This is a genomic window from Streptomyces sp. V3I8 (assembly GCF_030817535.1).
GTDB lineage: Bacteria > Actinomycetota > Actinomycetes > Streptomycetales > Streptomycetaceae > Streptomyces.
Genome location: NZ_JAUSZL010000002.1, coordinates 8,180,672 through 8,205,602, shown reverse-complemented (window position 1 = coordinate 8,205,602; position 24,931 = coordinate 8,180,672). Strand labels below are relative to the sequence as shown.

The window sequence follows — 24,931 nt, the reverse complement described above, 5'->3', positions numbered from 1 at the left end:
GCGCCGGTCCCCTACTTCCGCATGACGTCGGGTTCGTGCCGTCTGAGCAGCCGGGCCACCGCCCAGCCGAAGACGGCCGAGAGGACGACGAGCATGCCCATGTTGAGCAGCCACACACCGGGCGAGTGCCGGAACAGCGGGTCCGCCGTCAGGTCGCCCGGCACGAGCCGGGCCAGCCCGACCGTGCCGGCCATCGCGCCGAGCGCCCACCGCGACGGCACCAGCCAGGACAGCTGCCCGACGCCGGGAACGCCGTCAAGTTTCAGCAGCGCGCCGCAGAACACCACCTGGACGATGGCGAGGAGGACGAGCAGCGGCATCGTGACCTCCTCCTTGCGTACCAGCGCGGAGACGAGCAGCCCCAGCATCATCGCGGTGAAGGCGAGCAGCGCGACGGCCGCCGTGATCTCGGCGAGTGGCGGCATGACGGCTCCCTCCCCGCCGGGCGCGTTCAGGTCGACGCCGAGCAGCGCCACGAGGGTCAGCACGACGGCCTGGAGCACGGTGACCGTACCGAGGACGACGACCTTGGACATCAGGTACGCCGATCCGGACAGGCCGACGGCCCGCTCGCGCCGGTAGATCACGCGTTCCTTGACGAGTTCGCGCACGGCGTTGGCCGCGCCGGTCAGGACCGCGCCGACGCAGAGGATGAGCAGCGCGTTCATCGCCGTCTCCCGCGTGAGTGCGCCGCCCGCCAGCGCGCGGGCCATCGCGCCCATCACGAAGGGCAGGGCGACCATGATGGCGAGGAACGTCCGGTCGGCGCCGAGCACGGCCGCGTACCGGCGCACGAGTGTGCCGAGCTGCGAGCTGCGGCTCTGCGGCTCGGGAGGCCGCGCCACCGCGCCGGGACCGGGGTCGCCCCCGGCCCGGGGCAGGCGCGGCTGGGCGGAGGAGTCGACGATGTACCGCCGGTGCTGGGGCGAGGCGCGGTAGTCGCCGGCCCAGTCCCGGTCGCGGTCCCGTTCGAACGCCTCGAACGCCTCCGGCCACTCCTCGTGGCCGAAGAAGGCGAGCGCCTCCCCGGGCGGCCCGTAGTAGGCGACCCTGCCGCCGGCCGCGAGCACCAGCAGCCGGTCGCAGACATCGAGGCTGAGCACGCTGTGCGTGACCACGACGACGGTCCGCCCGTCGTCGGCCAGGTCGCGCAGCATGTGCATCACGGACCGGTCCATGCCGGGGTCGAGTCCGGAGGTCGGCTCGTCGAGGAAGAGCAGCGAGGGCTTGGTGAGCAGTTCGAGGGCCACGCTGACGCGTTTACGCTGGCCGCCGGAGAGGCTGTGGATGGACTGGTTGGCGCGCTGTTCGAGGCCCAGCTCGCGGATGACCTCGTCGACGCGGGCCGTGCGCTCGGCCTTCGCGGTGTCCTGCGGGAAGCGCAGCTCGGCGGCGTAGGCGAGGGCGCGCCGCACGGTGAGCTGGGCGTGCAGGATGTCGTCCTGCGGTACGAGGCCGATGCGGTGCCGCAGTTCGGCGTAGTCGCGGTACAGGTCGCGGCCGTCGTAGAGGACCGTGCCGTGATCGGCGGGGCGCTGCCCGGTGAGGGCGTTGAGCAGGGTGGACTTCCCGGCGCCGCTGGGTCCGACGACGGCCAGCAGGCACTTCTCGCCGACCGGAAAGGAGACGCGGTCGAGGAGTGTCCTGCGGCCCTTGTCGACGGTGACGACGAGGTCCTGCACGTCGAGGGAGACCTCGCCGGTGTCGACGTACTCCTGGAGCTGGTCGCCCACCAGGCAGAACGCCGAGTGGCCGATGCCGACGATGTCGCCGCCGTCGATGCGCGCGCGGGTGACGGGCCGGCCGTTGAGATAGGTGCCGTTGTGGCTGCCGAGGTCGGCGATCTCGTACGTCCCGTCCGGCAGCGCGCGCAGCTCCGCGTGGAGCCGGGAGACGCTCAGGTCGTCGACGACGAGGTCGTTGTCGTCGCCGCGGCCGATGCGCACGGTGCGGCCGGGCAGCGGGCGCACGCTGGTGGGCTGCCGGAAGGTGCCGGTCGCAGCCGGTACGGAAACCGCCGAGGGCCGCTCGGGAGCGGGCGGGGGCCGGTCGGCGAGAACGGCGTACGGGCCGTCGGCGGGGGCGCCGAAGCGGATGACGCTGCCGGGTCCGACGTCCCACGCGTGGACGCGGCGGCCGTCGGCGTACGTGCCGTTCGTGCTGCTGTCGTCCTCCAGCGTCCAGTGGTCGGGACCCGGCCGCAGGACCGCGTGGTGCCAGGAGACCCGGGCGTCCTCGATGACGATGTCGCAGAGCGGGTCCCGGCCGACGAGATAGGTGTGGTCGGGGGTCATCAGCGTGCTGCCCGTCCCCGTGTCGAGGACGAGTTCGGGCGCCGCGGACCGCTCTCCCATGCCTGAATTCTAGCGATTCGTCCACATGTGCGCCTGTCGCGCGTACGGGCCGGCGGCGGCACCCGTACCGACCGGGATCCGGGGGGTCAGGCGGCCGGGACGGACCGGAGGGGCAGGGTCCGCTGCATCCGCAGGGCGTCGACCGACTCCGCAAGCAGTTCGTACTCGGTGGTCTCGTCTCCGGTGACCAGGCGCAGCAGGTGCCCGGCGGCCAGCTCCTCGGCGGCCGACTCCTGTTGCGCGAGGTCGCCGCACCAGGTGCGCAGCACGACGGGCACGTCGGGGGAGGTGCCGGCGACGGGGGCCATCGAGTTCGGCGGGAAGTACGGGGCGCCGGGGTCCGGATCCAGGCGTTCGGCGATCCAGGACGCCCGGTCGCGCAGCCACCACATGGCCAGGGCCAGCGTGGGCGCCCGATAGGTGCCGAGCGGTACACCGACCCACATTCCGCCGCAGACTCCGTACGCGGTGACGTGGCACAGGAATTCGTCGTGCACGATCGCTCCCCCTCGCATGTGCTGTCCGCCTGTCGGCCTCTCTCTCCCGCGGCTCGTTCTGCCGTGCGTGTGGCGCTGTTCCGCTGTCCCTCTGCGATGGGTCCTGACCTTCGAGTATCACCACTCCTGACACAGTGTCACCATGTGTTTCCGGCCAGTCTCTTGGCATATGCGCAGCCCCTTGCCGCTGGGTGATCGACGGCCCCGGCGGCGCGCGGCAGGGGTGCGGTACCGGATCGGCGAGAGGTTCCGATCCGGCCCCCGACCCGTACGTACGACCTCGACGGAGGCTGATCTCCCCTGTCCGCGGGCACGAGGCGATCGCGGCCGTGATCACCGCGGCCCGATGGCCACCCGGGCCGGGGCGCCGGCCGGGCCCACCGCCCTGGCCGCCGCGGTCGCCACCGAGCTGCTGTCCCTGCCCGGACCGCTGCGCCGCTTCCTGCTGCGGCACCTGCTCGAACGGCTCATCCCGGACGCCAACCGCTATTTCTTCACCGGAGCGAAGGAGGCGATCCGGGAGCGGTTGCGCACCGCGCTCGACTCCGTCGGCGGGCCCGTGGTGGTGATCGGCCACAGCCTCGGCACGGTGGTCGCGTACGACGTGCTGAGCGAGCCGCGTTTCACGGGGAGGCCGGTCCCGCTGTTCGTCACGCTGGACACCACGCTCGCCGATGACTTCCGGGCGCCGACCAGGGTGATCGCCGGCGTCCCGGTCGGCAACCGCTCACCGAACAACCACGCGTCCTACGGATATCTGCGCGCCGGCCGGGTGCGCAGCGCGGTGAGGGCGGCGGGCTGAGGGCGGCGGGGTGAGACCGGTCCGTCCGCACCGGACACGCGCGCAGGCCTCGCCCGGTGTCACACCGGGCGGGGCCTGCGCCGAGCTCGTACGGGCCTCGCCGGGCCGGAGCGCCCTAGGCGGCCGAGCCCTTCACGATCTCGTCGATCCGGGTCAGCTCGTCCTGGGAGAACTCCAGGTTGTCCTTGGCCGCCACGCTGTCCTCCAGCTGCTGCGGGCTGCTCGCGCCGATCAGCGCGGAGGTGACCCGGCCGCCGCGCAGCACCCAGGCCAGGGCCATCTGGGCCAGCGACTGGCCGCGGGAGCCCGCGAGGTCGTTCAGGGCGCGCAGGTCGGCGACGAGTTCCTCGGTCACCTTGTCCCTGCTGAGGAAGGGGCTGTCGCTCGCGGCCCGCGAACCCTCCGGGATCCCGTCCAGGTAGCGGCCCGTGAGCAGGCCCTGCTCCAGCGGCGAGTAGGCGATGGACCCGATCTTCAGCTCGTCGAGCGCGTCCAGGAGCCCCTCCTCCTCGGGGCGCCGGTCGAGCATCGAGTAGCGCGGCTGGTGGATGAGGAGCGGGGTGCCCAGCTCGCCCAGGATCCGGGCGGCCTCACGGGTCTGCTCGGGCGAGTAGTTGGAGACACCGACGTACAGCGCCTTGCCCTGCTGGACAGCCGAGTGCAGGGCGCCCATCGTCTCCTCCAGGGGAGTCTCCGGGTCGGGGCGGTGCGAGTAGAAGATGTCGACGTAGTCGAGGCCCATACGGTTCAGGCTCTGGTCGAGCGACGACAGCACGTACTTGCGGGAGCCCCATTCCCCGTACGGGCCCGGCCACATCAGGTAACCCGCCTTGGTGGAGATCACCAGCTCGTCGCGGTACGGGGCGAAGTCCGCCTTCAGCGCCTCACCGAGGGCCGACTCGGCGGCGCCGGGCGGGGGCCCGTAGTTGTTGGCCAGGTCGAAGTGGGTGACGCCCAGGTCGAACGCGCGCCGCAGGATCGCCCGCTGGGTGTCCACCGGCCGGTCGGGGCCGAAGTTGTGCCACAGGCCCAGGGAGAAGGCGGGCAGCTTCAGACCGCTGCGTCCGGTGCGCCGGTAGGGCATGTCCGCGTAACGGTCGGTGTGTGCGGTGTACAACGCGTTCTCCAGAGGGGTCGGTACGGAGTGAACCGGTGTCCACTCTCGCCTGCCCGGTGGACAGCGGTCCAACAGGAGAATCGGATGGGATTCAGCGGATACGCTTCTCAATCATGGAATTGCGCCACCTCCAGCACTTCGTCGCGGTCGCCGAGGACCAGCACTTCACCCGGGCGGCGGAACGCCTGATGGTGTCGCAGTCCGGTCTGTCGGCCTCCATCCGGGCGCTGGAGCGCGAACTGCGCGCCCCGCTCTTCGTCCGCACCACCCGCCGGGTCACGCTCACCGAGGCGGGGCGGGCCCTGCTGACCGAGGCGGAGCGGATCCTGGCGCAGGTCCGGGCGGCCCACGACGCGGTGGCCGCCGTGCAGGGCGTGCTGCGCGGCACGCTCTCGCTGGGCACCGAACAGTGCATCGCCGGCGTGCACGTGGCCCCGCTGCTCGCCGGATTCCGCCGGCAGCACCCGGACGTGGAGATCCGGCTGCGGCAGGCCGGTTCGGGCGCACTCGCCGAGGACGTCGCCGCGGGCCGCCTGGACCTGGCGTTCGCGGTGACGACCCGCGCCGACACGGAGCAGCTGCGCTGCCTGCCCCTGACCCGCGAGCCGATGACCGTCCTGTGCCATCCCTCGCACCGGCTGGCGGGCGGCGGCCCCGTCACGCCGTACGAGCTGGGCGGCGAGGCCTTCGTCGACTTCCACCCCGACTGGGGACCGCGCCGCACCACCGACGCGGCCTTCGCGGCGGCGGGGGTGCACCGCACGGTCGCGCTGGAGGTGAACGACGTGCACAGCCTCCTCGACCTCGTCGAGGAAGGCCTCGGCATCGCCGTCGTACCGCGCCACTTCGCCCGGAAACGGCCGGCCCTGCCCGCCTTCCCGCTCAAGGCCGACACCGAGACGCCGTACGAGACCGTCGCGATGCTCCCGGCCCCGGAGGCGACGAGTCCGGCGGCGCGGGCCTTCATGTCCCTGCTCGAGACGCAGGAGCTGGACGGCGGCGCGCGTCCGGATCCGAGCGCGTCCGCTCAGGACGCGTAACCCGGCAGGACCACGTCCCTGATCAGGGCGTTGCGCTCGTCGAAGGGGAGGAACGCGCTCTTCAGCGCGTTGACCGTGACCGTGCGCAGGTCGTCGAGGGTCCAGCCCGCCTCGTCGACCAGCAGGGACATCTCGCGGGTCATCGTCGTGCCGGAGACGAGGCGGTTGTCGGTGTTGAGGGTGACGCGGAAGCCCAGCTCGCGCAGGCGGGTGATGGGGTGTTCGGCGATCGACGTGGCCGCGCCCGTCTGGAGGTTGGAGGTGGGACACATCTCCAGCGCGATCCGCCGGTCGCGTACCCACTCGGCGAGGCGGCCGAGCTTGCCGTCCACGATGTCGTCGGTGATCCGGACGCCGTGGCCGATGCGCTGGGCGCCGCAGACCTGGAGGGCCTGGTGGATGCTGGGCAGGCCGTGGGCCTCGCCAGCGTGGATGGTGAACGGGACGTTCTCCACGCGCAGGTGCTCGAAGGCGGCGAGGTGGTCGGCGGGCGGGAAGCCGTCCTCGGCGCCGGCTATGTCGAAGCCGACGACACCCGCGTCCCGGAACGCCACGACCAGGTCGGCGATCTCACGGCCGCGGTCGAACATCCGCATCCCGCACAGCAGCGTGCCGACCCGGACGGGCGTGCCGGCCGCGGCGGCCTTCGCCATGCCGGCGGCCAGGCCCTCCTGCACGGTCTCGACGACCTCGGGCAGGGTGAGCCCGCCGTTCAGCATCAGCTCGGGGGCGTAGCGGACCTCGCCGTAGACGACGCCGTCCGCGGCGAGGTCGAGGACGTACTCCTCGGCGGTCCGCAGCAGGCCCTCGCGGGTCTGCATGACGGCGAGGGTGTGCTCGAAGGTGGCGATGTAGCGGACCAGGTCGCCGGAGTTGGCCGCCTCGTAGTACCAGGCGGCGAGCGCGTCCGGGTCGGTGGCGGGGAGGGTGTGGCCGATCCCGCCGGCGAGCTCGACGAGCGTGGCGGGACGCAGACCGCCGTCGAGGTGGTCGTGCAGGACGGCCTTGGGGAGCCGGCGGATGGTGTCGGTGTCGATACGGGACGCGGTCATGCGGTGTTCCTCGGCAGATCGGCTGGGCTGTGGATCGGGCGGGTGGGGAGCGGTGGGCTACCGGGGCCTGTCGGCGGCGGGGTCGACGGCGGGCTGCAGCAGGTCCCATCTGTTCCCGTACAGGTCCTGGAAGACGGCGACCGAGCCGTACGTCTCGTGCCGCGGCTCCTCCAGGAAGGTCACGCCCGCCGCGCTCATCCGGGCGTGGTCGCGGGCGAAGTCGTCGGTGTGCAGGAAGAAGCCGACCCGGCCGCCCGTCTGGTCGCCGACCCGGCCGCGCTGCGCCTCGTCCTTGGCACGGGCCAGCAGGAGCCCGGTGCCGTGTCCACCGGCGTCCGGCTCCACGACGACCCAGCGGGAGCCGTCGGGGCGCGGGGTGTCCTCGACGAGCCGGAATCCGAGTGCCCCGGTGTAGAAGCGGACGGCGTCGTCGTAGTCGTCGACGACGAGGGTGACCAGGGCTACGCGTCGCATCGGGGCCTCTCCCAGCGTTCGTGGTGCGCGGCGGTACGGGTTATACGTAACACGCGAGGATACGGCATCCCTGCGCGGGAATCGGCCGGAACCGGGGCCGCCCGCCCCCGCCGCGTCCGGTTCCGGCATGCTGGAGGCAAGATCGAGCGACAGGAGAGACCCACCATGTCCGAGACGCCCAGGTCGACCGGGGCACCCGCCCACCAGAACGTCACCTTCCCGAGCGGCGGCACCACCGCGCACGGTTACCTGGCCCTGCCACCGGCCGGGCGAGGGCCCGGCGTCATCGTGATCCAGGAGTGGTGGGGGCTGACCGACCACATCGCGGACGTCACCGAGCGCCTGGCGAAGGAGGGCTTCGTCGCGCTGGCCCCGGACCTCTACGGCGGCAACGTCGCCCACGAGAGCTCCGAGGCGCTGCGGATGATGCAGGAGCTGCCCGTGGCCCGCGGGGTGGAGCTGCTGTCCGGCGCCGTCGACCACCTGCTGGCGATGCCCGAGGTCACGTCCGGGTCCGTCGGCTCGGTCGGCTTCTGCATGGGCGGCGGCTTCGTCCTCCACCAGGCGGCCACCGACCCGCGCGTGCGCGCCGCCGTCCCGTTCTACGGGGTCATCCAGGGCGAGGCCCCCGACTTCACCGGCCTGAAGGCCCAGATCCTCGGCCACTACGGCGAGCGGGACGAGTCCATCCCCGTCGACTCCCTCGCCCCGCTCGGCGAGACCATCCGCGAGCAGTCCGGCATCACCCCGGACTTCCGTGTCTACCCGGCCGACCACGCCTTCTTCAACGACGGCCGTCCGGAGGTCCACGACCCCGAGTCGTCGGCCCGGGCCTGGCAGAGCACGGTCGCATTCCTGCACGCGCAGCTGGGCTGAGCGCACCCCCCTCGCACAGTCCGTGTGCGGCTGCCCCCGGCCGCGCCGGGGGCAGCCGCACGCTTCAGTACGTGTACGTGTTGAGCGTCGCCACCGCCGAGGCCGGGTTCCCCAGGTCGTAGTGGTCCACCGCGAGGAAGTTGGGCTTCTTGCGGGCCGCGGGCTGGCAGAACCGCTGGGCCCGGTCGGCGAGTTTGGTGTTGTCGGTGCCGGCGGTCGAGGTGATCGCCGCGTCACGGAAGTGGTTCATCACGAAGAGCGGGCGCAACGGCGGCGCCGTCGTGGTGAGGGGGACGTTGGTGCCGGCGTCGTACCAGCGGCTGTAGCAGGACCAGTCGGAGCCGCCGACGCCCGAGCCCATGGACCAGTAGTTCTCCACGGTCCACTCGCGCTGGTACATGACGCCGAAGCTGTCCCGCGTGAGCCCGGCGGACTGGTCGGCGGAGCGGCTGTGGTCGCTGAAGAGGAGCAGGCGGTCGTCGGCCGCGATCAGGTCCGCCATCCTCGGCCAGCCGTTGGTGCGCACACCGGCCTGGTCGGGGCGGTAGAGGACGTCGGACAGGCCGTTCACCCGGGCCAGTTCAGCGCGCAGGACAGCCGGATCGACGTAGTCCTCCAGGAACACGGTGACGAACTCGTCCGGGTTCCGCCGCAGGAAGTCGACCATGCGCCGGAGGTCCACGTTCAGGGCCACCGGTCTGCTGACGAGGGTGCAGCTGTTGTGGCAGAGGATCGCGCCGTCCGAGGTCTGGTGGATGTCCAGCATGAAGCCGCGTACGCCGTCGGCGAGCTGCTGGTCGATGCCGCGGCTCTGGTTCGGGACGAGGTTCACGAAGGGCGGTGCGAAACCGCCGTCGACACCGTTCGCGTAGGCGTTGTGCGAGGTGAGGAACGTGACCTGGTCCAGCGTGCGCCGGTCTGCGGACGGCATCGGGGAGGTCGGGGAGGCCACCGGGGTCAGGTACCAGGCCGCGGCGTCGCCCGCCGCGCCCACGGCCAGCTGCGCGGGGTAGTTGGCGCCGGACGCCTTCGCGCCGAGGGTCAGGTACTGCTCGGCGCCGGGCGCCTTGAGCCGGTAGCGGTCGGTGCCCGTCGGCGTGATCTCCCAGGCGGCGTCGGCGGCCGTACAGGCCGCGGTCCTCGCCTGGGCGCCCGACCGGCCCAGGCAGCTGCCCGCCGTGTCGGTGCTCTCCAGGACGTACGACGTGCCGGTGGCCCGGAGCCTCCACTGCTGGCGGTCCTCGTTGCCCCTGGGGTTGCGCTGCAGGACCGCTCCCCCGCTGTCGGCGGCGTTCAGACCGGTGACGGCGCTCTGTACGTAGAAGACTCCCTCGGCCGGCACCCCGGCGGCACGGGCGGGAGCGGCCAGGGCGGTGGTCAGTGCCGCTCCGGCGGCGGTGAGGGCGAGTAGGGAGCGGTGTCCTCGCATGGGTCGGGGTCCCTTCGGCAGCGCGGCGGCGCCGTACTCGGCGCCGTGGAAGTGGGGGGTCTGCGCGGGACACTCAATCGGGTTGGTATGTACCGGTCAATAGCGCGAGCCGACCGGTGGCCGTCGCGGGGGTTGCACCTGGTGGGCGGCGGCCGGTTTTCCGGCCGTCCCGGTGGCCCGTGGCCCGGGTCACCGGCCGCTCCGGTGTTTCACGGGCCGGATGCCGGGCACCGCGGTACTTCTACGGGGCGCACGAGAACGATCACCGCCAGGAGGCTGAACATGACCGACGAGAGCAGCATGGCGGACGACGCCTACCAGCCCACCGGGACCAACGAGGAGCAGGAGGACGCCTCCCCGCTGGATCTCCAGGACGCGGTGGACGAACGGACGTACGACGACATGCTCGACGAGGGCTACTCGCCGCCCGAGAAGCCGCTCGGCGTCGACAAGACCGGTGTCACGGCGGCCGAGCAGCACGAGGGCGAGAGCCTCGACGAACGGCTGGGCCAGGAGGTCCCCGACGTGGAGGTGCCCGCCGGCGACGGCATCGGCGACCTGCCCGGCGGCGAGGGCGAACCGCTCGACCCCGAGGCCGGTGACGAGCGCGCGGGCCGCCTGGTGGCGCCGGACGAGGGCGCGCACGCGGACACGACGAAGGAGGCCGTCGCGTCGGACATCGGCATCGACGGCGGAGCGGCGGGCGCGGAAGAGGCCGCGATCCATGTCGTACCCGAGGAGGAGCTGCCCCCGCGGCCGTAGCACGGGAACTCATGGAGATCGCCGCAGGCCGTCCTCGTACCTCGGAGGACGGCCTGCGGGTGCCGAAAGGCGGCGGTCAGTGCTGGAACGCGGCGGCCCGCACGTTCTTCATGACGTGGCTCGACACCCGGTAACGGCCGTTGGGGACCTCACGGGACTTGGTGACGTGCACCGCGAGCGGGCCGGCCCAGGCGTAGCCCATGTTCTCGCCGTGGCGCAGGAGCCGGTCGGTGAGGATCTGGTCGATCCGCTGGCCGTTGCGCTCGAGTTCCTCGTGGGCGAACTCGGCCAGTTCGACGTCGTACGCGTTGGGGACGACCGTCAGGTTCTCGCTGCACACCACGATGTTGTCGTCGCACTCCTTGCGCAGGGCCTCGACCAGTTCGACCGGTTCCTTGCGGCGGACGTGCGCGAGCAGTGACGCTCCGAACCGCTCCATCGCCCGTTCCAAACCGGTGAGCGCGCTCACGACAGCACCTCCGCCCGCTCCTGCCGCCGCCGCGGCATCCGGTCGGTGGTCCCGGCCCTGTGATGGTGTTCGGAAACGGTCATGACGGGCAGCTCCTCGCTCGCGCGTTCCTGTCGTGGTGTTCCGCTCTTCACAGCGTGTTCCCGGGAGTCTCGGATCGACGCGTCCCGGGCGGCCCCGGGCCCTGCCGTCCCCTTCCGCGGCAGGGCCCGGGACGGCCTACAGAAGGTCCCGCGGCACCTTCTCGTTCCAGGTGCGGGAGAAGACCCGGCGCCCGCCCTCGTAACCGTCCAGGGTGGCGTCGACGCGGAAGTCCCGCTCGTCGCAGCTCAGCCGGGTGCTCGTCTCCACGCGGACGTCCCAGTCGTCGCGCCGGAAGCGCATGGTCCAGGCCGACTCGCCGGTGACCGAGGTGAAGTCGTCGGCGACGGCGGTGTAGCGCTCGTAGGCGCGGCGCCCGACGTCGAGGCCGATCTCGTCGAAGCGGACGAGCCCTTGGTCCTTCACGATCTCCAGCTGGGCGCGGTAGTCGACCATGTCGCGCTTCACCTCCCAGCGCTGCTCGGGAGCGGTGAGCCGGGTGGTGCCCACCGGGGGCGTGCCCTCGGGCTCCTCGAACGGGTCCGCCGCGATCTCGTCCGGCGCGTCCGTCGGGCGGACGGGGAGCGTGAGGGTGCTGGTGCCCTCGTACACGCTCAGCAGGGCCGGTTCCGGGGGCGGCCAGGCGAGCGGCCAGTACGACGTGGACAGGGAGAGGCGGACCCGGTGCCCGGGCGGGAACGCCTGGGCCACGCCGTTGAGCCGGACGGTCGCGCGGTAGCGCGTGCCCGGCTCCAGCGGCTCGGGGTCCTCGGTGCTCTCCCGCCGGGTGAGGTTGAGCAGGCCGTAGGTGACGCGGGTGGCCGCGCCGTCCGGGCTCACGTCGGACAGGCGCGCGGCCACCATGGCGACCGGCCGGTCGGCCGAGAGGTCGAGCTCCACGGTCGGCGAGCCGAGGATCTCCAGGCGCTCGGTCAGCGGCCCGGTCTCGAAGACGAGGGAGCCGCCGTCCTCCTCGCGCTGGTCGTACGGCAGGTCCGGGGGCGCGTTGTAGGAGGCCCACTTGCCGGCGAACTGGCCGACGGACAGGGGTGAACGGACCGTCATGGCGGCGCCCGGGCCGGCCGCCCCGGCTTCGGCGCCCTGCGTTCCGGCACCGGTCCGCTCGACCGGGGCGCCGATGCGGTGCCGGGTCAGCGGGTGGGTGACGGGACGGATGTGCGGGGACGGCCAGGTGGGTTCCGCGACCCAGCGGCCGGGGCGTTCCTCGTACGAGGTGGAGGGGGGCACGCTGTCCTGCATCCAGGTACGCAGCATGGGGCCGTCCATGACGCCGTTGTCGACGCCCTTGAGCCAGTGGTCCCACCACCGCACCACTTCCTGGAGGTAGCCGATGGCGGGGCCGGGCTCCCCCAGGTGGGGGAACTTGTGCGACCAGGGCCCGATCAGTCCCTTGCGGGGCACGTCCAGGTGGCCGAGCAGCCGGGTCACGGCGTTGGAGTAGCCGTCCGCCCAGCCGCTGGAGGCGAGGACGGGGCACTTCACGGCCGTGTAGTCCTCGGAGACGGAGGCGTGCCGCCAGTAGTCGTCGCGACGCTGGTGGCGCAGCCAGGGAAGGACCCAGGGCCCGGTGTTCTCCAGGCGTTCGTGCCACATCTCGCGCCAGCGGTCGCCGACCACGGCCGGGTCGGGCGGGCAGGTGGCGTAGGCGAACATGGTGCCCGCCTCGGCGAGGTTGTCGGACAGCATGGCGCCGCCCATGTAGTGCATGTCGTCGGCGTGCCGGTCGTCGGTGAAGGAGGCGATGACGACGGCGCGCAGGCTCGGCGGCTGCCGCGCGGCCACCTGGAGGGCGGCGAAGGCCCCCCAGGACAGGCCCATCATCCCGGTGTTGCCGTCGCACCAGGGCTGGTCGGCCAGCCAGGCGAGGACCGCTTCCGCGTCGGCCTGTTCCTGTTCCAGGTACTCGTCCCGCAGCACGCCCTCCGAGTCGCCGGTGCCGCGCAGGTCGACGCGCACGCAGGCGTAGCCGTGGCCGGCGATGTAGGGGTGGTGCACGGAGTCGCGCACCGAGGTGAGGTCGCGTTTGCGGTAGGGGATGTACTCCAGCACCGCGGGCACGGGTTCGTTCTCCGAGGAGGTGGGGCGCCACACGCGGGCCGACAGCTGGATGCCGTCGGGCATCGGGACACGGACGTCCTCCTCCTCCCTGGTCGCGTACGGCAGGTTGCTCACGTGACGCATGGGCGGACTTGCTCCTTGGTCGTACGGTCTCGGATCGTACGGTCGCGTTACCGGTCGTACGGTCGCGTCACCGGGGGCTGTCGTCGAAGGCGAGGCCCAGTGCGGCCACGCAGCGGTCGTACTTCGCGCGCAGCTCGTCCTCGCTGTTCCCGCCGGTGAAGATGTGCGCCAGCTCGTAGCTGTAGCTGTCCTGCTGGGACAGGTCGGAGAGGACCTGCCCCTCCTCGGTGGTGACGTCCACCCGCACGCCGTCGGTCTCCCGTTCGATGCGGGCGAGGTCGTCGGGCGAGGGCACGTCGCGCACCACCCCGTCGGTGAACCAGCGGTAGTACCACTTCGCGGCCAGCGCGTACGGGCCCTTGCGCCGCGGCATGGCCGGATCGTCACCGAGGGCGAGGCCGAGCATGGCGTGGTGGTTGGGCACGCCGTCGACGTACTCGAAGAGTTCGGCGTGGGACTGGGAGTGCCGGGGGTTGATCTCCAGCAGGCTGATCTCCTGGGTCTTCGGGTCGTAGAAGTACTCCACGCTGAAGGTGGCGGAGTCGAAGCCGATCCGCCGCATGACGCGCCCGGTGACGTCGTGCAGCTGGGCGATCACCTGCGGCGGCAGCGTCGAGGGGTACTGGTGGCGCTGGAAGCTGGCGGTGCCGGGGTAGTTGATGGAGTCCAGGACGCCGTAGACGGTCACCTCGCCCTGCTGGACGTATCCCTCCACGGCGACCTGCAGGCCCGTCATGGCCTCTTCGGCGAGGCAGACCTGGGCGCCGACCCCGTCCATCTCGGGCGGCAGTTCGAGCTGGTCGAGGATGTACTCGAAGGGCCGGCCGACCCGGGAGAGCCCGGCGCGTATCTGCCGGACGGCGTCACGGAACTCGTCCATGTCCTTGACCCCGAAGGCGAGTTCGGAGGAGTACGAGAGGGCCGGCTTGAGCCACATCGGGAACGACACGTCCTCGGGCGGCTGCGGATCGTCGGCGTCCAGGTCGACCCGGCCGAACCGCGGATGCCGGTCGGTGACCTTCTGCTGCTCCAGCCGGCTCCAGTACTTGTGCTCGCACTTGACCACCGACTCCAGGCTGGTGCTCCGGGTCCCGTAGCGCTCGGCGAGGATCGGCACGAGCGTGCTCACGGGGAAGTCCCAGTAGCCGACGATCGCGTCGATGCTTCCGTCGAAGGCGTCCAGCACGCCTCGCGCCCTGTCGACGAGGTCCGGGACGGACACCTCTCCGCTCTGCAGTTCCCCGATGGTCAACAAGCGGTGGTACTTCAGCGACCTGGCCTGCGCCGCCGCGTCCAGCGTCGGCAGGTTGGCGTCGTCGAGTCCCAGCACGAAGACGTTCCGCACTTCCGTCGTGTTCTCCTGCGGCACCGGTCACCTTCCCGTTCGTTCGGACGACCGCTCGTTCCGGTCGTCGTGGATCACCTTGTCGCGGATCACCGCGCAAGCTCGTGGGGGTACCCCTGAGCTGCGGCGCCAATCTCCTGCCGGCGATCCGGGTGTTCGCAGGTGTGATCCCGGTCCTGGGGGACACCCGTGTGCGCATGTTCTTGCAACGGTGTTCGAACGCGTTGCCCAGGACCCCTTTGCCCATGTCTTCGCGCGAACGGGAGCGGACGTGCTCATCCTCGTCGTGGCCTTCCTCCTGCTGGCCGTCCTCATCGGATCGGCCGCCTATCTCCCCTGGCCCGTGGTTCTCGTGGCCGGCGCGGCCATCGCCGCGTGGCTGACCGTGTTCGCCGTCCGCGAGCGCCGCAGGCACGGCCGACCCCGAAAGGCGTGACGTGATGCGACTGACAGAGTCCTCCTCGCGAGAGACCGGCAGGCGGCAGACCGGCCGGCGGGACACCGAGGGGATGGCGGTCGCCTCCTTCGTCCTCGGCCTCGTCGGACTCCTCGTCCTCAACTTCGTCCTCGGCCCCGTCGCCATCGTCCTGGCCACCATGGCCCTGCGCCGGAACACGCCCCGCCGCTTCAGGGCGCTGCTCGGGCTGTGGCTCGGCATCGCGGACATCGTGCTGCTGGTGGTCCTCATGGCGGTGAACGGCACCACCTCGTGGAGCATCCTCGGCTGAACCACGGCCGCCATTCCGCGATCAATGGGCATATGCGGTCACACAGGGGCATACCTTGCTAGAAATTCTCGTACGACACCAAGGGAGTGGAGAACCGTGACGGACGTGTCGAGCATGGGCCCCGAACCGGGCGACGACCGGGAAGTACTCACCAACCGGCAGGGCCATCCGGTCTACGACAACCAGAACCAGCGCACCGTGGGGGCCCGGGGCCCCGCCACGCTGGAGAACTACCAGTTCCTCGAGAAGATCAGCCATTTCGACCGCGAGCGCATCCCGGAGCGCGTCGTGCACGCCCGCGGGGTGACCGCGTACGGCTATTTCGAGGCGTACGGGGCCTGGGGCGACGAGCCGATCGCCCGCTACACCCGGGCCAAGCTGTTCGCCGAGCGCGGCAAGCGCACCGACCTCGCCGTCCGCTTCTCCACGGTGATCGGCGGCCGGGACTCCTCCGAGGCGGCGCGCGACCCGCGCGGCTTCGCGGTGAAGTTCTACACCGAGAACGGCAACTGGGACATGGTCGGCAACAACCTGGGTGTGTTCTTCATCCGGGACGCGATCAAGTTCCCGGACGTGATCCACGCGCTGAAGCCCGACCCGGTCACCTTCGAGCAGCAGCCGCGCCGCATCTTCGACTTCATGTCGCAGACGCCGGAGTCCATGCACATGCTGGTGAACCTCTTCAGCCCGCGCGGGATCCCGGCCGACTACCGCCACATGCAGGGCTTCGGCGTCAACACGTACAAGTGGGTCAACCAGGAGGGCGTGACGCACCTGGTCAAGTTCCACTGGATGCCCAAGCAGGGCGTGCGCAGCATGACCGAGGAGGACGCGGCGAACGTCCAGGCCCAGGGGCTGGGCCACGCCACCAAGGACCTCTACGAGGCGGTGGAGCGCGGCGAGTACCCGGAGTGGGAACTGCTGGTCCAGGTGATGGACGACCACGACCACCCCGAGCTGGACTTCGACCCGCTGGACGACACGAAGACCTGGCCCGAGCAGGACTTCCCGCCGAAGCCGGTCGGCAGGATGGTGCTGAACCGGATGCCGGAGAACTACTTCGCGGAGAACGAGCAGATCTCGTTCGGCACCGGTGTGCTGGTCGACGGCCTGGACTTCTCCGACGACAAGATGCTGGTCGGCCGGACCTTCTCCTACAGCGACACACAGCGCTACCGGGTCGGCCCGAACTACCTCCAGCTCCCGGTGAACCAGGCCAAGAACGCGAACGTCCGTACGAACCAGCGTGACGGCCAGATGGCCTACCACCAGGACGGCGGCGGCGAGAACCCGATCGTCAACTACGAGCCGTCGATCACCGGCGGCCTGCGGGAGGCCGAGTACCCCACGCACGACGAGCAGGGCCCGGAGATCCACGGCCGGCTCACCCGCAAGCGCATCCCCCGCACCAACGACTACATGCAGGCGGGCCAGCGCTATCTGCTGATGGAGGAGTGGGAGCAGGAGGACCTGGTGAAGAACTTCACCGACCTGCTGTCCCAGTGCGACCGGCCGGTGCAGGAGCGGATGGTCTGGCACTTCCTGCTGGTCGAGAACGAGCTCGGCCTGAAGGTCGGCGAGGGGCTCGGCATCACGCCCGAGGACGTCGCCGGTCTGAAGCCGCTGGCCAGTCAGGACCTGACCGAGGAGGACCGCGAGCGGCTCGCGAACCTGGGGAAGAACCCGCCCCGGGACGTCGCCGGGCTGACCATGACCCACTGTGTGCCCGACACCCGGCACACGGTCACGCGCTGAGCGTCCGGGGACGAGCGGTGCCGCGGCTCCGCGGCCGGCACGCGTGCCGGCCGCGGAGCCGTGTCCGGGAGGACGTCAGCAGTAGAGGTTGTTGCCGGCCGTCGTGCCGAGGATCTGCACGAACCGCTGGTAGCTGTCCACGCGGCTCTGCACCTGGGCCGGGTTCTTGCCGTCGCACTCCAGCGAACCGTTGATGGAGCGGATCGTCTGGCCGAAGCCCGCGCCGTTGACCATCGCGTTGTGGCCGGTCATGGAACCGGGGCCGGACTGCGTGTTCCAGTACCAAAGACCCGTCTTCCAGGCCACGGCGGAGTCGTTCTGCACGAGCCAGGGGTTGTTCAGGAGGTCGATGCCGAGCGCGTCGCCGGCCGCCTTGTAGTTGAAGTTCCAGCTGAGCTGGATCGGCCCGCGGCCGTAGTACGCGGACTGGCCGGCCGGGCAGCCGTAGGGCTGGCCCCAGTCGCAGTAGTGCGGGTAGTTCGCGGTGTTCTGCTCGACGATGTGGACCAGGCCGCCGGTCTCGTGGTTGACGTTGGCGAGGAAGGCCGCCGCCTCCTGCTTCTTCACCGTGTCGCTGCCGGTGTTCGCGAAGGCCGGGTAGGCACTCATCGCGGCCTTGAGGCCGCTGTAGCTGTAGAACGAGTTCCGGCCCGGGAACATCTGGTTGAACTGCGCCTCGCTGACGACGAACCCGGAGGGGTTGGCCGGCCCGTTGTCACAGGCGTACGGCTCCCAGAACCAGGTGCTGATGGTGGGGTCGTAGCCCGGGTTGTCGTGCTCGGCGATGTAGGCCTTGCCATCGGTGTACCGGACGATGTTCCCGGTCACGTAGGACTTGCCGGCCACCCAGCTCGGGTAGCTCGAACAGGTCGCGGCGGACGCGCCCGAGGCCGGCAGGAGCACCGGCGCGGCGGTTCCGAGGACGATCGCGGCGACGAACGCGGAGAGACGGCGTCTCGACACGGGACCAACTCCTTCACGGAGCACGGCCGCGCCCGTACTCGGGCAGCGCTGAGCCGGCCTTGTACGCACGTGCCGGTGGCACCGGCCGCGGCGTACGGGGCGGCCGTGGTGGGGGGTGTGGAGCCACACTCCACCACCTTGGTCTGGACCAGTCAAGGGTGTAGACCAGTCAACCCGCCCCGCGGCCGCGCCACTTCGGCCGGTCTCAGCCCAGCGGCTTCTCCAGCACCGCCTTGCGGTGGCTGAACGTCTCGATCGAGTAGCGGCCGTGGTAGCTGCCCATGCCGCTCTCCCCCACCCCGCCGAAGGGCAGGTCGGAGACGGTGAGGTGGGCGAGCGGCAGGCCGAGGCCCAGGCCGCCGGACGAGGTCTCGGCGGCGAGCCTCTCCCGGGTGGTGTCCGACCCGGTGAACGCGTAGAGGGCGAGGGGCTTGTCGCGGTCGTTGATGAACTCGATGGCCTCGTCGAGACCGGGGACGGTCACGATCGGCAGGACCGGGCCGAAGATCTCCTCGCGCATGACGGGCGCGTCCGGGTCGACGTCGGCCAGGACGGTGGGCGCGATGTACTTCGTGGCGCGGTCGGTGGCGCCGCCGACGACGACACGGCCGGAGCCGAGCAGGCCGCTGAGCCGGTCGAAGTGCCGCTCGTTGACGATCCGGCCGTACTCGCCGGAGGTCGACGCGTCGGCCCCGTACAGGGTCTCGACGGCCTCGGCCAGCGCGGGCTCCAGGGCGCGGGCGGTCTGCGGGTCGGTCAGGACGTAGTCGGGCGCGACACAGGTCTGCCCGGCGTTGAGGAACTTGCCGCGCGCCAGCCGGCCGGCGACGACGGACAGGTCGGCGCCCCGGTCGACGAAGGCCGGGGACTTGCCGCCGAGCTCCAGGGTGACCGGGGTGAGGTGCTTCGCCGCGGCGGTCATCACGATGCGCCCGACCGTCCCGTTGCCGGTGTAGAAGATGTGGTCGAAACGCTCGGCGAGCAGGGCCGTGGTCTCGGGGACACCGCCCTCGACGACGGCGACGGCCCCGGTGTCGAGGTACCGGGGCAGCAGGGCGGCCAGCGCCGCGGAAGTGGCCGGGGCCAGCTCGCTGGGCTTGACGACCACCGCGTTGCCCGCGGCGAGCGCGCCGAGCATCGGGGCCAGCAGGAGCTGCGCCGGATAGTTCCAGGGGGCGATGACCAGGACGACACCGAGGGGGTCGTACCGCGTCCACCCGGTCGCGTCGGCGCCGAGGTGCGCAGGGACGGGGGCGGGCTCGGGGCGCAGCCACTCGTCGAGGTGTTCGAGGGTGTGGTCGATCTCCCGGACGACGAAGTCGATCTCCGTGCGGTAGGCCTCCGTGGAGCTCTTGCCCAGGTCGGCGTGGAGGGCCGCGGCGAGTTCCGCGCCGTCGGTGGTGAGCATCTCGCGCAGGCGGCCCAGCTGGCCGGTGCGCCACTCGACGGGCCTGGTACGGCCGGAACGGAAGGCGGCACGCAGGCGGGCCACGGTGTCGGCGGGCTGCTCGGGGGTGGGCTGGTTCACGGTGCCTCGCTGGTCGGGGCGGGCCGGGGCCCGCGCTCGGTGGGTCGAGCGACTGGCTCGATGTATATACCAACCATATGTACGGCACGCCGCATTCCGCACGGGCCGGAGCCACCGTCCGTGAGCACCGGATCACACGGAGGGCTCAGCCGGAGGAGACGGCGGGAGAAGCGGTAAGGGGCGTGCAGTGGTGGGCGCGGACCCGGCGCAGCCATGCTTCGACGGGAGCCTCGTCGGGGTGTTCCGGCAGGGCGCTGCGGGTCTCGTCGAAGGCCGTCTCGTAGTGCTTGAGCAGGGGCAGCGCGGCCATGGCGTCGGCCGCCACCCGTTCGCCGAAGCGGTGGTACTCGTCCGGGTCCTCGACGCGGATGTTCAGCCGGCCGGTGGCGTACAGCTCGAAGCCCTGGTGGCACAGGCGCCGCAGGTGCCGGGCGTGCTTCGCGGTCCGCCGGCGGGTGTCCGCGGAGTCCGCCGCGTCCGCGGACGAAGGGCCGGCCACGCGGTCGTGGAGGCGCTTGAACTGCTGGGAGGCATAGCCGAGGTAGGCGTCGCGGACCCGTCTCGCGCAGAGCAGGGTCGTGCGGATGCCGATCAGCTCGTCGCCGAGCGGGGTGCGGACCTCGTACAACTCGTCGGGCAGCCAGACCAGTTCGACCACGGTCGGATTGCCGCGCAGGGCGAGCCTGCACCACTTGGCCGCCTCGTGGAGCGTGCTGTCGGGCTTGGTCGTGACGTACGACTCCTTCGGGCCGTGCAGACCGTGGAAGTCCTCGGTGGGCGCGGCGAACATGCCGAGCCGGTCCACGTCCGAACCCGCGCGGGCCAGGCCGTACGCGGTCGACCCGACGATGCCGGACAGCAGGATGTTCTCGGTGGTCACGGCGGTCCCCTCCCCCGCCGCCCCGCTGCCCCGTGCGAGCCGGGCGGCCCGCACAAGGTCATCATCCGGGGGACGGCCGCGTACAGCGGTTTTCCGCAGGCACGGGACATCGGGTACGCGGAGAGGGGTCCGGGACACGGGAGTACGGGCGGCTCCTGCGGGTCAGCTCGCGAACGGGACCTGCGCCGCGGCGGCGGGCCGGGCGGCGAACGGGTGCCGCCACAGGCCCTGCGCGGCGAGCCGGGGCAGGACGCCCTCGCCGAACCAGTACGCCTCCTCCAGGTGCGGGTAGCCGGAGAGCACGAACTCGTCGATGCCGAGGCGGTGGTACTCGGCGACGCGCTCGGCGACCTCGTCGTGGCTGCCGACCAGAGCGGTGCCCGCGCCACCGCGCACCAGGCCGATGCCGGCCCAGAGGTTCGGGTGGATCTCCAGTCCGTCGCTGTTGCCGCCGCCGTGCAGGGCGAGCATGCGCCGCTGGCCCTCGGACTCGCTGCGGGCGAGCCCGGCCTGGACGGACCTGACGGTCTGCGGGTCGAAGCCGGCCAGCAGCCGCCGTGCCTCCGTCCAGGCCTGCTCGGAGGTGTCGCGGGTGATGACGTGCAGCCGGATGCCGAACCGGACGGTGCGGCCCTCCTTCTCCGCGAGCCCACGCACCCACGCGATCTTCTCGGCCACCTGCGCGGGTGGCTCGCCCCAGGTGAGGTAGGCGTCCACGTGCTTCGCGGCGATCTCCCCGGCGATGGGCGAGGACCCGCCGAAGTACACCTCGGGAACCGGATCGGGCACCCGGGCCAGCCTGGCGTCCTCGACCTTGAGGAACTCGCCGTCCAGGTCGACGGTTCCGCCCTGCCACAGGCCCCGGACGATCTCCAGGAACTCGCCGGTACGGCGGTAGCGGGCGTCCTTGTCGAGGAAGTCGCCGTACGCGCGCTGCTCGTGGCTCTCGCCGCCGGTGACGACGTTGAGGAGGAGCCGGCCGCCGGACTGGCGCTGGAAGGTGGACGCCATCTGCGCGGCGAGCGTCGGTGAGACGAACCCGGGCCGGAAGGCGACCAGGAACTTCAGCCGCTCGGTGTTCTGGCTGATCATCGCGGTGGTCAGCCAGGCGTCCTCGCACCAGGCGCCGGTGGGCGTCAGCGCGCCGACGAAGCCGAGGTCCTCGGCCGCGCGGGCGATCTGGCTCAGGTAGGCGACCGTCGGCGGCCGGTCCCGGCCGGACACCGTGACCGCGGTGCCGTGGCCTCCCCCGACGACGTCACGGCTGTCACCGTTGGTGGGCAGGAACCAGTGGAAGGTCAGGGACACGGTTGTGTTCTCCGATCGGGGCGCGGGGGCGTACGGGGTGGTTCCGGGGGTGCGGTCAGCCCGCCGCGGCGAGGATCGGCCGGCGGCCCAGCGCCTCGGAGAACTGGTCGAGCACCTGGGCCAGCGCCTCGCCGGCCGCGGGGGCCACGGTGAGGCGGCCGTCCTCGCCGACCGTGAGGTCCTGGTCGAGGGTGAACCAGCCCTGGACGATGTGCCGGGCGCCCATGGAGCTGAGGACCGGGCGCAGCGCGTAGTCGATGGCCAGCACGTGGGCCGTGCTCCCGCCGGTGGCCAGGGGCAGCACGGTCTTGCCGGTGAGGGCGTACTGCGGGAGCAGGTCGAGCAGCGCCTTGAGGACACCGGAGTACGCCGCCTTGTAGACGGGTGTGCCGACGACGACACCGTCGGCCCGTGCGAAGAGGTCGGTGGCCTCGACGATCGCGGGGTGCCGGAAGTCGGCGCCGAGCAGGGCCTCGGCGGGGATCGTGCGGACGTCGAGCGGGACCACCTCGTGGCCCTGTGCGGTGAGCCGCTTGTCGAGGTGGCGCAGCAGGCGGTTGGTACGGGAGGAGGCGGAGGGGCTGCCGGAGACGGACAGGACGGTGGCCATGGGACCTCTTTCGGGACGGGGGCGCCTCCTCGCGGACGGCGTGCCGGGGTGTGCGGCGGGGCGTGGACCGTCATGGGTCCGGCTGCGCTGTCCGGGAGATCTGCTTCCGGTTCACGTGCGAGGGGCGGCACGCGGCGGCCGAAGTGATCGGCCCCGGGGTGGTGCGGGAAGCCGGGCGGATGCGGGCGCTCGTGCGTGTGTGGTCGGGTGGTCCGCATGCGCGAGGGGCGATGAATCGCCGAATTCAGGGCAGCGGAACGCTTCTCACAGCGGCCTCGATCGCACGGGGAGGGCGGTGGGACGCCGGCGGATCCGGAGGATCAGGCCGTGGGGCGACAGACGGCACTGGAGACGCGCGCGAGGTCGACATGGCGTCGCCGCGTGAGGTCCAGTCGCATCATCATGTTCCCGATCGTGACAGTCGCCGGTCGGGACCGTCAAGGAGAACCCGACCGGTCTCGTATCCCGGACCGGCGGATCCTGCGAAGGTGCGGCAGGGCAGCCCTTGAACAGGCCGGCGCCGGCCGGGCGTTGCGAGGGGCCGGGCGCGACGGTGGTGCCCGCAGGACGGACCCGGTGCCGCGGGCCGCGCACGGCCTGCCCGAGGCCTTCGTGCGCCGGGCCGCGGCACCGGGGAGGGGCGGTCAGTCGTCGTCGCGCCCCGGAACCACCACGAGGAAGGCGTCCGACTCCAGATCCATCACGACCGCCGCCGGTTCGCCCTCGGCACGACGACGCGCCGCGTACTCCTCCGCGGGCCACGACCCACGCGGAGCTCCCGCGGGAAACTGCTCCAGTACCTTCGCACCCATGACGGTGACCTCCCGTTCCGACCGGTGACTCTCCAGAGGTCCGTCTGCCCCCGATCGGCAGGCGCATGTACGGGTGTCCCGTCTCTCCGTCGCCTCGGTCCGGTCCCGGTTGACCCATGTGGCCCATACGCCGCATCCGTCCCGCTCCCCCGCGGGGAAGGGACCACACGCAGGACGCCGAACGGGACCGAACAGGAGGGCCGGGACATCATGAGCGGTGACGACGCCGGAGCCGGGCTGCGCTGCCTGGTGACGGGTGCGACGGGGTACATCGGAGGCCGTCTGGTCCCGGAACTCCTCGCCGGGGGACACCGCGTGCGCTGCCTGGCGCGCTCCCCGGGCGCACTCCGGGACCATCCGTGGGCGGGCGACGCCGAGGTGGTGCGCGGTGACGTGACGGACGCCGGGTCGGTCGCCCCGGCGATGCGGGACATCGACGTCGCGTACTACCTGGTGCACGCGCTCGGCACGGGCAAGGGCTTCGAGGAGACCGACCGCAGGGCGGCGCGGATCTTCGGGGAGCAGGCCCGCGCGGCGGGCGTACGCCGGATCGTCTACCTGGGCGGGCTCACACCCGCCGGAGTACCCGACAGGGAACTCTCCCCGCACCTGCGGTCGCGGGCCGAGGTGGGCCGCATCCTGCTGGACTCCGGTGTCCCGACGACCGTGCTGCGGGCGGCCGTCATCATCGGTTCGGGTTCGGCCTCCTTCGAGATGCTGCGCTACCTCACCGAGCGGCTGCCCGTGATGGTCACCCCCAACTGGGTGAACACGCGCGTCCAGCCGATCGCGGTGCGGGACGTCCTGCGCACCCTCGTGTGCAGCGCGCGGATGCCGGACGACGTCAACAGGACCTTCGACATCGGCGGTCCCGACATCCTGACGTACCGGCAGATGATGATGCGGTACGCGGCCGTGGCCGGGCTGCCCCGGCGGCTCATCGTGCCCGTGCCCGTCCTGACGCCGACGCTCTCCAGCCACTGGGTCGGCCTGATCACGCCCGTACCGCAGTCCATCGCCCGCCCGCTGACCGAGTCGCTGCGCCACGAGGTCGTCTGCCACGAGCACGACATCGTCCGGTACGTGCCCGACCGGCAGGGCAGGCCGATCGCCTTCGACGAGTCGGTACGCCTCGCCCTGCAACGCGTCCGGGAGGCCCAGGTCACCACCCGGTGGTCGTCCGCCTCGCTGCCGGGCGCCCCCAGCGACCCGCTGCCCACGGACCCCGACTGGGCCGGCGGCAGTCTCTACACGGACCGGCGCGAACGTACGGTCGACGCCTCGCCCGAGGCACTGTGGCGGGTGATCGAGGGGATCGGCGGCGAGAACGGCTGGTACTCCTTCCCCCTCGCCTGGGCCGCGCGCGGCGTCCTGGACCGGCTGATGGGCGGCGTGGGCCTGCGCCGGGGGCGCCGGGACGCCGCGCGGCTGAGGGTCGGCGACTCGCTCGACTTCTGGCGCGTCGAGGAGATCGAGCCGGGCCGGCTGCTGCGGCTGCGGGCCGAGATGCGGGTGCCGGGCCTCGCGTGGCTGGAGATGTGCGTCGACACCGGTGACGACGGCAGTGTCCGCTACCGGCAGCGGGCCCTCTTCCACCCGCACGGTCTGCTCGGCCACGCCTACTGGTGGAGCGTGTCGCCGTTCCACGCCGTCGTCTTCGGCGGCATGGCCCGTAACATCGCGCTCACCGCCGCCAGGACCGGTCCCCCCGCGGTACCGCGGGGCACACCGGCCGGCTGACGTCCCGTCACCGCCCCGCGGGCGGCGGGGAACGCCTCCGGGCGCATCCACCGGGCGGCGCCGCGCGGAAGTACCGCATGACCGGCGGCACCGCGGAGCCCTTCCCG

The 24,931-nt window shown here is 71.8% G+C and carries 24 protein-coding genes; 8 read left to right on the top strand and 16 right to left on the bottom strand.

Translation table 11 applies throughout. From position 1 onward, the window contains the following. Positions 1-11: 11 nt before the first annotated feature. Positions 12-2,354, bottom strand: coding sequence for an FHA domain-containing protein (locus QFZ75_RS36265; protein WP_307543673.1), 2,343 nt, complete (start codon positions 2,352-2,354; stop codon positions 12-14). A gap of 86 nt (positions 2,355-2,440) precedes the next feature. Further along, complete coding sequence (locus QFZ75_RS36260) at positions 2,441-2,851, bottom strand: hypothetical protein (protein WP_307543672.1); 411 nt, start codon at positions 2,849-2,851, stop codon at positions 2,441-2,443. Between the two features lie 346 nt (positions 2,852-3,197). Between QFZ75_RS36260 and QFZ75_RS36255 the strand changes: the two genes are divergently transcribed. Further along, complete coding sequence (locus QFZ75_RS36255) at positions 3,198-3,653, top strand: hypothetical protein (protein WP_307543671.1); 456 nt, start codon at positions 3,198-3,200, stop codon at positions 3,651-3,653. A 115-nt stretch (positions 3,654-3,768) separates the two neighbouring features. Here QFZ75_RS36255 and mgrA read toward each other — a convergent pair whose 3' ends face one another. Next, positions 3,769-4,770, bottom strand: coding sequence for an L-glyceraldehyde 3-phosphate reductase (gene mgrA, locus QFZ75_RS36250; RefSeq protein WP_307543670.1), 1,002 nt, complete (start codon positions 4,768-4,770; stop codon positions 3,769-3,771). 113 nt (positions 4,771-4,883) lie between these two features. On the opposite strand from mgrA, the gene QFZ75_RS36245 reads away from it, so the two are divergent. Continuing rightward, positions 4,884-5,810 carry a LysR family transcriptional regulator gene (locus QFZ75_RS36245; protein WP_307543669.1) on the top strand — a complete coding sequence of 309 codons (927 nt, stop codon included), beginning with the start codon at positions 4,884-4,886 and terminating at the stop codon, positions 5,808-5,810. On the opposite strand, the gene QFZ75_RS36240 is transcribed toward QFZ75_RS36245, so the two are convergent. Together QFZ75_RS36240 and QFZ75_RS36235 are read right to left on the bottom strand one after the other, a co-directional pair. After that, positions 5,798-6,862 (bottom strand): adenosine deaminase, encoded by a 1,065-nt coding sequence (locus QFZ75_RS36240; RefSeq protein ID WP_307543668.1) that lies wholly within the window; start codon positions 6,860-6,862, stop codon positions 5,798-5,800. The genes QFZ75_RS36245 and QFZ75_RS36240 overlap by 13 nt on opposite strands. A 57-nt stretch (positions 6,863-6,919) precedes the next feature. Next, positions 6,920-7,336, bottom strand: coding sequence for a VOC family protein (locus QFZ75_RS36235; protein ID WP_307543667.1), 417 nt, complete (start codon positions 7,334-7,336; stop codon positions 6,920-6,922). 165 nt (positions 7,337-7,501) lie between these two features. Here QFZ75_RS36235 and QFZ75_RS36230 point away from each other — a divergent pair, with 165 nt between their 5' ends. Then, positions 7,502-8,212 carry a dienelactone hydrolase family protein gene (locus QFZ75_RS36230; RefSeq protein WP_307543666.1) on the top strand — a complete coding sequence of 237 codons (711 nt, stop codon included), beginning with the start codon at positions 7,502-7,504 and terminating at the stop codon, positions 8,210-8,212. Between the two features lie 64 nt (positions 8,213-8,276). On the opposite strand, the gene QFZ75_RS36225 is transcribed toward QFZ75_RS36230, so the two are convergent. After that, the gene (locus QFZ75_RS36225; protein ID WP_307543665.1) at positions 8,277-9,641 is read right to left on the bottom strand and encodes a PI-PLC domain-containing protein; all 1,365 of its coding nucleotides are present in this window, start codon (positions 9,639-9,641) and stop codon (positions 8,277-8,279) included. A gap of 282 nt (positions 9,642-9,923) precedes the next feature. On the opposite strand from QFZ75_RS36225, the gene QFZ75_RS36220 reads away from it, so the two are divergent. Continuing rightward, on the top strand, positions 9,924-10,403 hold the full coding sequence (locus QFZ75_RS36220) for a DUF5709 domain-containing protein (protein ID WP_307543664.1): 480 nt from the start codon (positions 9,924-9,926) through the stop codon (positions 10,401-10,403). A gap of 76 nt (positions 10,404-10,479) precedes the next feature. On the opposite strand, the gene QFZ75_RS36215 is transcribed toward QFZ75_RS36220, so the two are convergent. From QFZ75_RS36215 to QFZ75_RS36205, 3 genes are all read right to left on the bottom strand, one after another. Continuing rightward, a complete protein-coding gene (locus QFZ75_RS36215) occupies positions 10,480-10,872 on the bottom strand; it encodes a DUF3662 domain-containing protein (protein ID WP_307543663.1) in 393 nt (130 codons plus the stop codon). A gap of 219 nt (positions 10,873-11,091) precedes the next feature. Then, positions 11,092-13,155, bottom strand: coding sequence for a CocE/NonD family hydrolase (locus QFZ75_RS36210; RefSeq protein WP_307543662.1), 2,064 nt, complete (start codon positions 13,153-13,155; stop codon positions 11,092-11,094). Between the two features lie 67 nt (positions 13,156-13,222). After that, positions 13,223-14,524, bottom strand: a complete 1,302-nt coding sequence (locus tag QFZ75_RS36205; protein WP_307543661.1) for an acetyl-CoA carboxylase biotin carboxylase subunit family protein — start codon at positions 14,522-14,524, stop codon at positions 13,223-13,225. A gap of 247 nt (positions 14,525-14,771) precedes the next feature. On the opposite strand from QFZ75_RS36205, the gene QFZ75_RS36200 reads away from it, so the two are divergent. From QFZ75_RS36200 to QFZ75_RS36190, 3 genes are all read left to right on the top strand, one after another. Continuing rightward, on the top strand, positions 14,772-14,936 hold the full coding sequence (locus QFZ75_RS36200; RefSeq protein ID WP_307543660.1) for a hypothetical protein: 165 nt from the start codon (positions 14,772-14,774) through the stop codon (positions 14,934-14,936). 4 nt (positions 14,937-14,940) lie between these two features. Next, positions 14,941-15,228 (top strand): DUF4190 domain-containing protein, encoded by a 288-nt coding sequence (locus tag QFZ75_RS36195; protein ID WP_307543659.1) that lies wholly within the window; start codon positions 14,941-14,943, stop codon positions 15,226-15,228. A gap of 96 nt (positions 15,229-15,324) precedes the next feature. Beyond that, the gene (locus tag QFZ75_RS36190) at positions 15,325-16,983 is read left to right on the top strand and encodes a catalase (protein ID WP_307543658.1); all 1,659 of its coding nucleotides are present in this window, start codon (positions 15,325-15,327) and stop codon (positions 16,981-16,983) included. Between the two features lie 75 nt (positions 16,984-17,058). Here the strand turns inward: QFZ75_RS36190 and QFZ75_RS36185 are convergent, their stop codons facing one another. The 7 genes from QFZ75_RS36185 to QFZ75_RS36160 form a co-directional block, all read right to left on the bottom strand. Then, a complete protein-coding gene (locus QFZ75_RS36185) occupies positions 17,059-17,946 on the bottom strand; it encodes a glycoside hydrolase family 19 protein (RefSeq protein WP_307543657.1) in 888 nt (295 codons plus the stop codon). A gap of 205 nt (positions 17,947-18,151) precedes the next feature. Beyond that, positions 18,152-19,576 carry an aldehyde dehydrogenase family protein gene (locus tag QFZ75_RS36180; RefSeq protein WP_307543656.1) on the bottom strand — a complete coding sequence of 475 codons (1,425 nt, stop codon included), beginning with the start codon at positions 19,574-19,576 and terminating at the stop codon, positions 18,152-18,154. Between the two features lie 43 nt (positions 19,577-19,619). Beyond that, positions 19,620-20,354, bottom strand: a complete 735-nt coding sequence (locus QFZ75_RS36175; protein WP_307543655.1) for a DNA polymerase beta superfamily protein — start codon at positions 20,352-20,354, stop codon at positions 19,620-19,622. A gap of 162 nt (positions 20,355-20,516) precedes the next feature. Further along, positions 20,517-21,662 carry an LLM class flavin-dependent oxidoreductase gene (locus QFZ75_RS36170; RefSeq protein ID WP_307543654.1) on the bottom strand — a complete coding sequence of 382 codons (1,146 nt, stop codon included), beginning with the start codon at positions 21,660-21,662 and terminating at the stop codon, positions 20,517-20,519. A gap of 55 nt (positions 21,663-21,717) precedes the next feature. Beyond that, positions 21,718-22,272: an NADPH-dependent FMN reductase gene (gene ssuE / locus QFZ75_RS36165; RefSeq protein ID WP_307543653.1), complete on the bottom strand. Its 555-nt coding sequence runs from the start codon at positions 22,270-22,272 to the stop codon at positions 21,718-21,720. Between the two features lie 320 nt (positions 22,273-22,592). Then, positions 22,593-22,670, bottom strand: coding sequence for a putative leader peptide (locus QFZ75_RS41280; protein ID WP_373466078.1), 78 nt, complete (start codon positions 22,668-22,670; stop codon positions 22,593-22,595). 246 nt (positions 22,671-22,916) lie between these two features. Further along, positions 22,917-23,084 carry a hypothetical protein gene (locus QFZ75_RS36160; RefSeq protein WP_307543652.1) on the bottom strand — a complete coding sequence of 56 codons (168 nt, stop codon included), beginning with the start codon at positions 23,082-23,084 and terminating at the stop codon, positions 22,917-22,919. 210 nt (positions 23,085-23,294) lie between these two features. Here QFZ75_RS36160 and QFZ75_RS36155 point away from each other — a divergent pair, with 210 nt between their 5' ends. Then, a complete protein-coding gene (locus QFZ75_RS36155) occupies positions 23,295-24,824 on the top strand; it encodes an SDR family oxidoreductase (RefSeq protein WP_307543651.1) in 1,530 nt (509 codons plus the stop codon). The last annotated feature ends 107 nt before the right edge of the window (positions 24,825-24,931 follow it).

What these genes read in the sequence shown, in the direction of transcription:
- QFZ75_RS36235 (WP_307543667.1), bottom strand. Translation starts at nt 7,336, where the DNA reads ATGCGACGCGTAGCCCTGGTCACCCTCGTCGTCGACGACTACGACGAC.
- QFZ75_RS36220 (WP_307543664.1), top strand. Translation starts at nt 9,924, where the DNA reads ATGACCGACGAGAGCAGCATGGCGGACGACGCCTACCAGCCCACCGGG.
- ssuE (WP_307543653.1), bottom strand. Translation starts at nt 22,272, where the DNA reads ATGGCCACCGTCCTGTCCGTCTCCGGCAGCCCCTCCGCCTCCTCCCGT.
- QFZ75_RS36240 (WP_307543668.1), bottom strand. Translation starts at nt 6,862, where the DNA reads ATGACCGCGTCCCGTATCGACACCGACACCATCCGCCGGCTCCCCAAG.
- QFZ75_RS36265 (WP_307543673.1), bottom strand. Translation starts at nt 2,354, where the DNA reads ATGGGAGAGCGGTCCGCGGCGCCCGAACTCGTCCTCGACACGGGGACG.
- QFZ75_RS36225 (WP_307543665.1), bottom strand. Translation starts at nt 9,641, where the DNA reads ATGCGAGGACACCGCTCCCTACTCGCCCTCACCGCCGCCGGAGCGGCA.
- QFZ75_RS36230 (WP_307543666.1), top strand. Translation starts at nt 7,502, where the DNA reads ATGTCCGAGACGCCCAGGTCGACCGGGGCACCCGCCCACCAGAACGTC.
- QFZ75_RS36245 (WP_307543669.1), top strand. Translation starts at nt 4,884, where the DNA reads ATGGAATTGCGCCACCTCCAGCACTTCGTCGCGGTCGCCGAGGACCAG.
- QFZ75_RS36160 (WP_307543652.1), bottom strand. Translation starts at nt 23,084, where the DNA reads ATGGGTGCGAAGGTACTGGAGCAGTTTCCCGCGGGAGCTCCGCGTGGG.
- QFZ75_RS36210 (WP_307543662.1), bottom strand. Translation starts at nt 13,155, where the DNA reads ATGCGTCACGTGAGCAACCTGCCGTACGCGACCAGGGAGGAGGAGGAC.
- QFZ75_RS36255 (WP_307543671.1), top strand. Translation starts at nt 3,198, where the DNA reads ATGGCCACCCGGGCCGGGGCGCCGGCCGGGCCCACCGCCCTGGCCGCC.
- QFZ75_RS36195 (WP_307543659.1), top strand. Translation starts at nt 14,941, where the DNA reads ATGCGACTGACAGAGTCCTCCTCGCGAGAGACCGGCAGGCGGCAGACC.
- QFZ75_RS36155 (WP_307543651.1), top strand. Translation starts at nt 23,295, where the DNA reads ATGAGCGGTGACGACGCCGGAGCCGGGCTGCGCTGCCTGGTGACGGGT.
- QFZ75_RS41280 (WP_373466078.1), bottom strand. Translation starts at nt 22,670, where the DNA reads ATGCGACTGGACCTCACGCGGCGACGCCATGTCGACCTCGCGCGCGTC.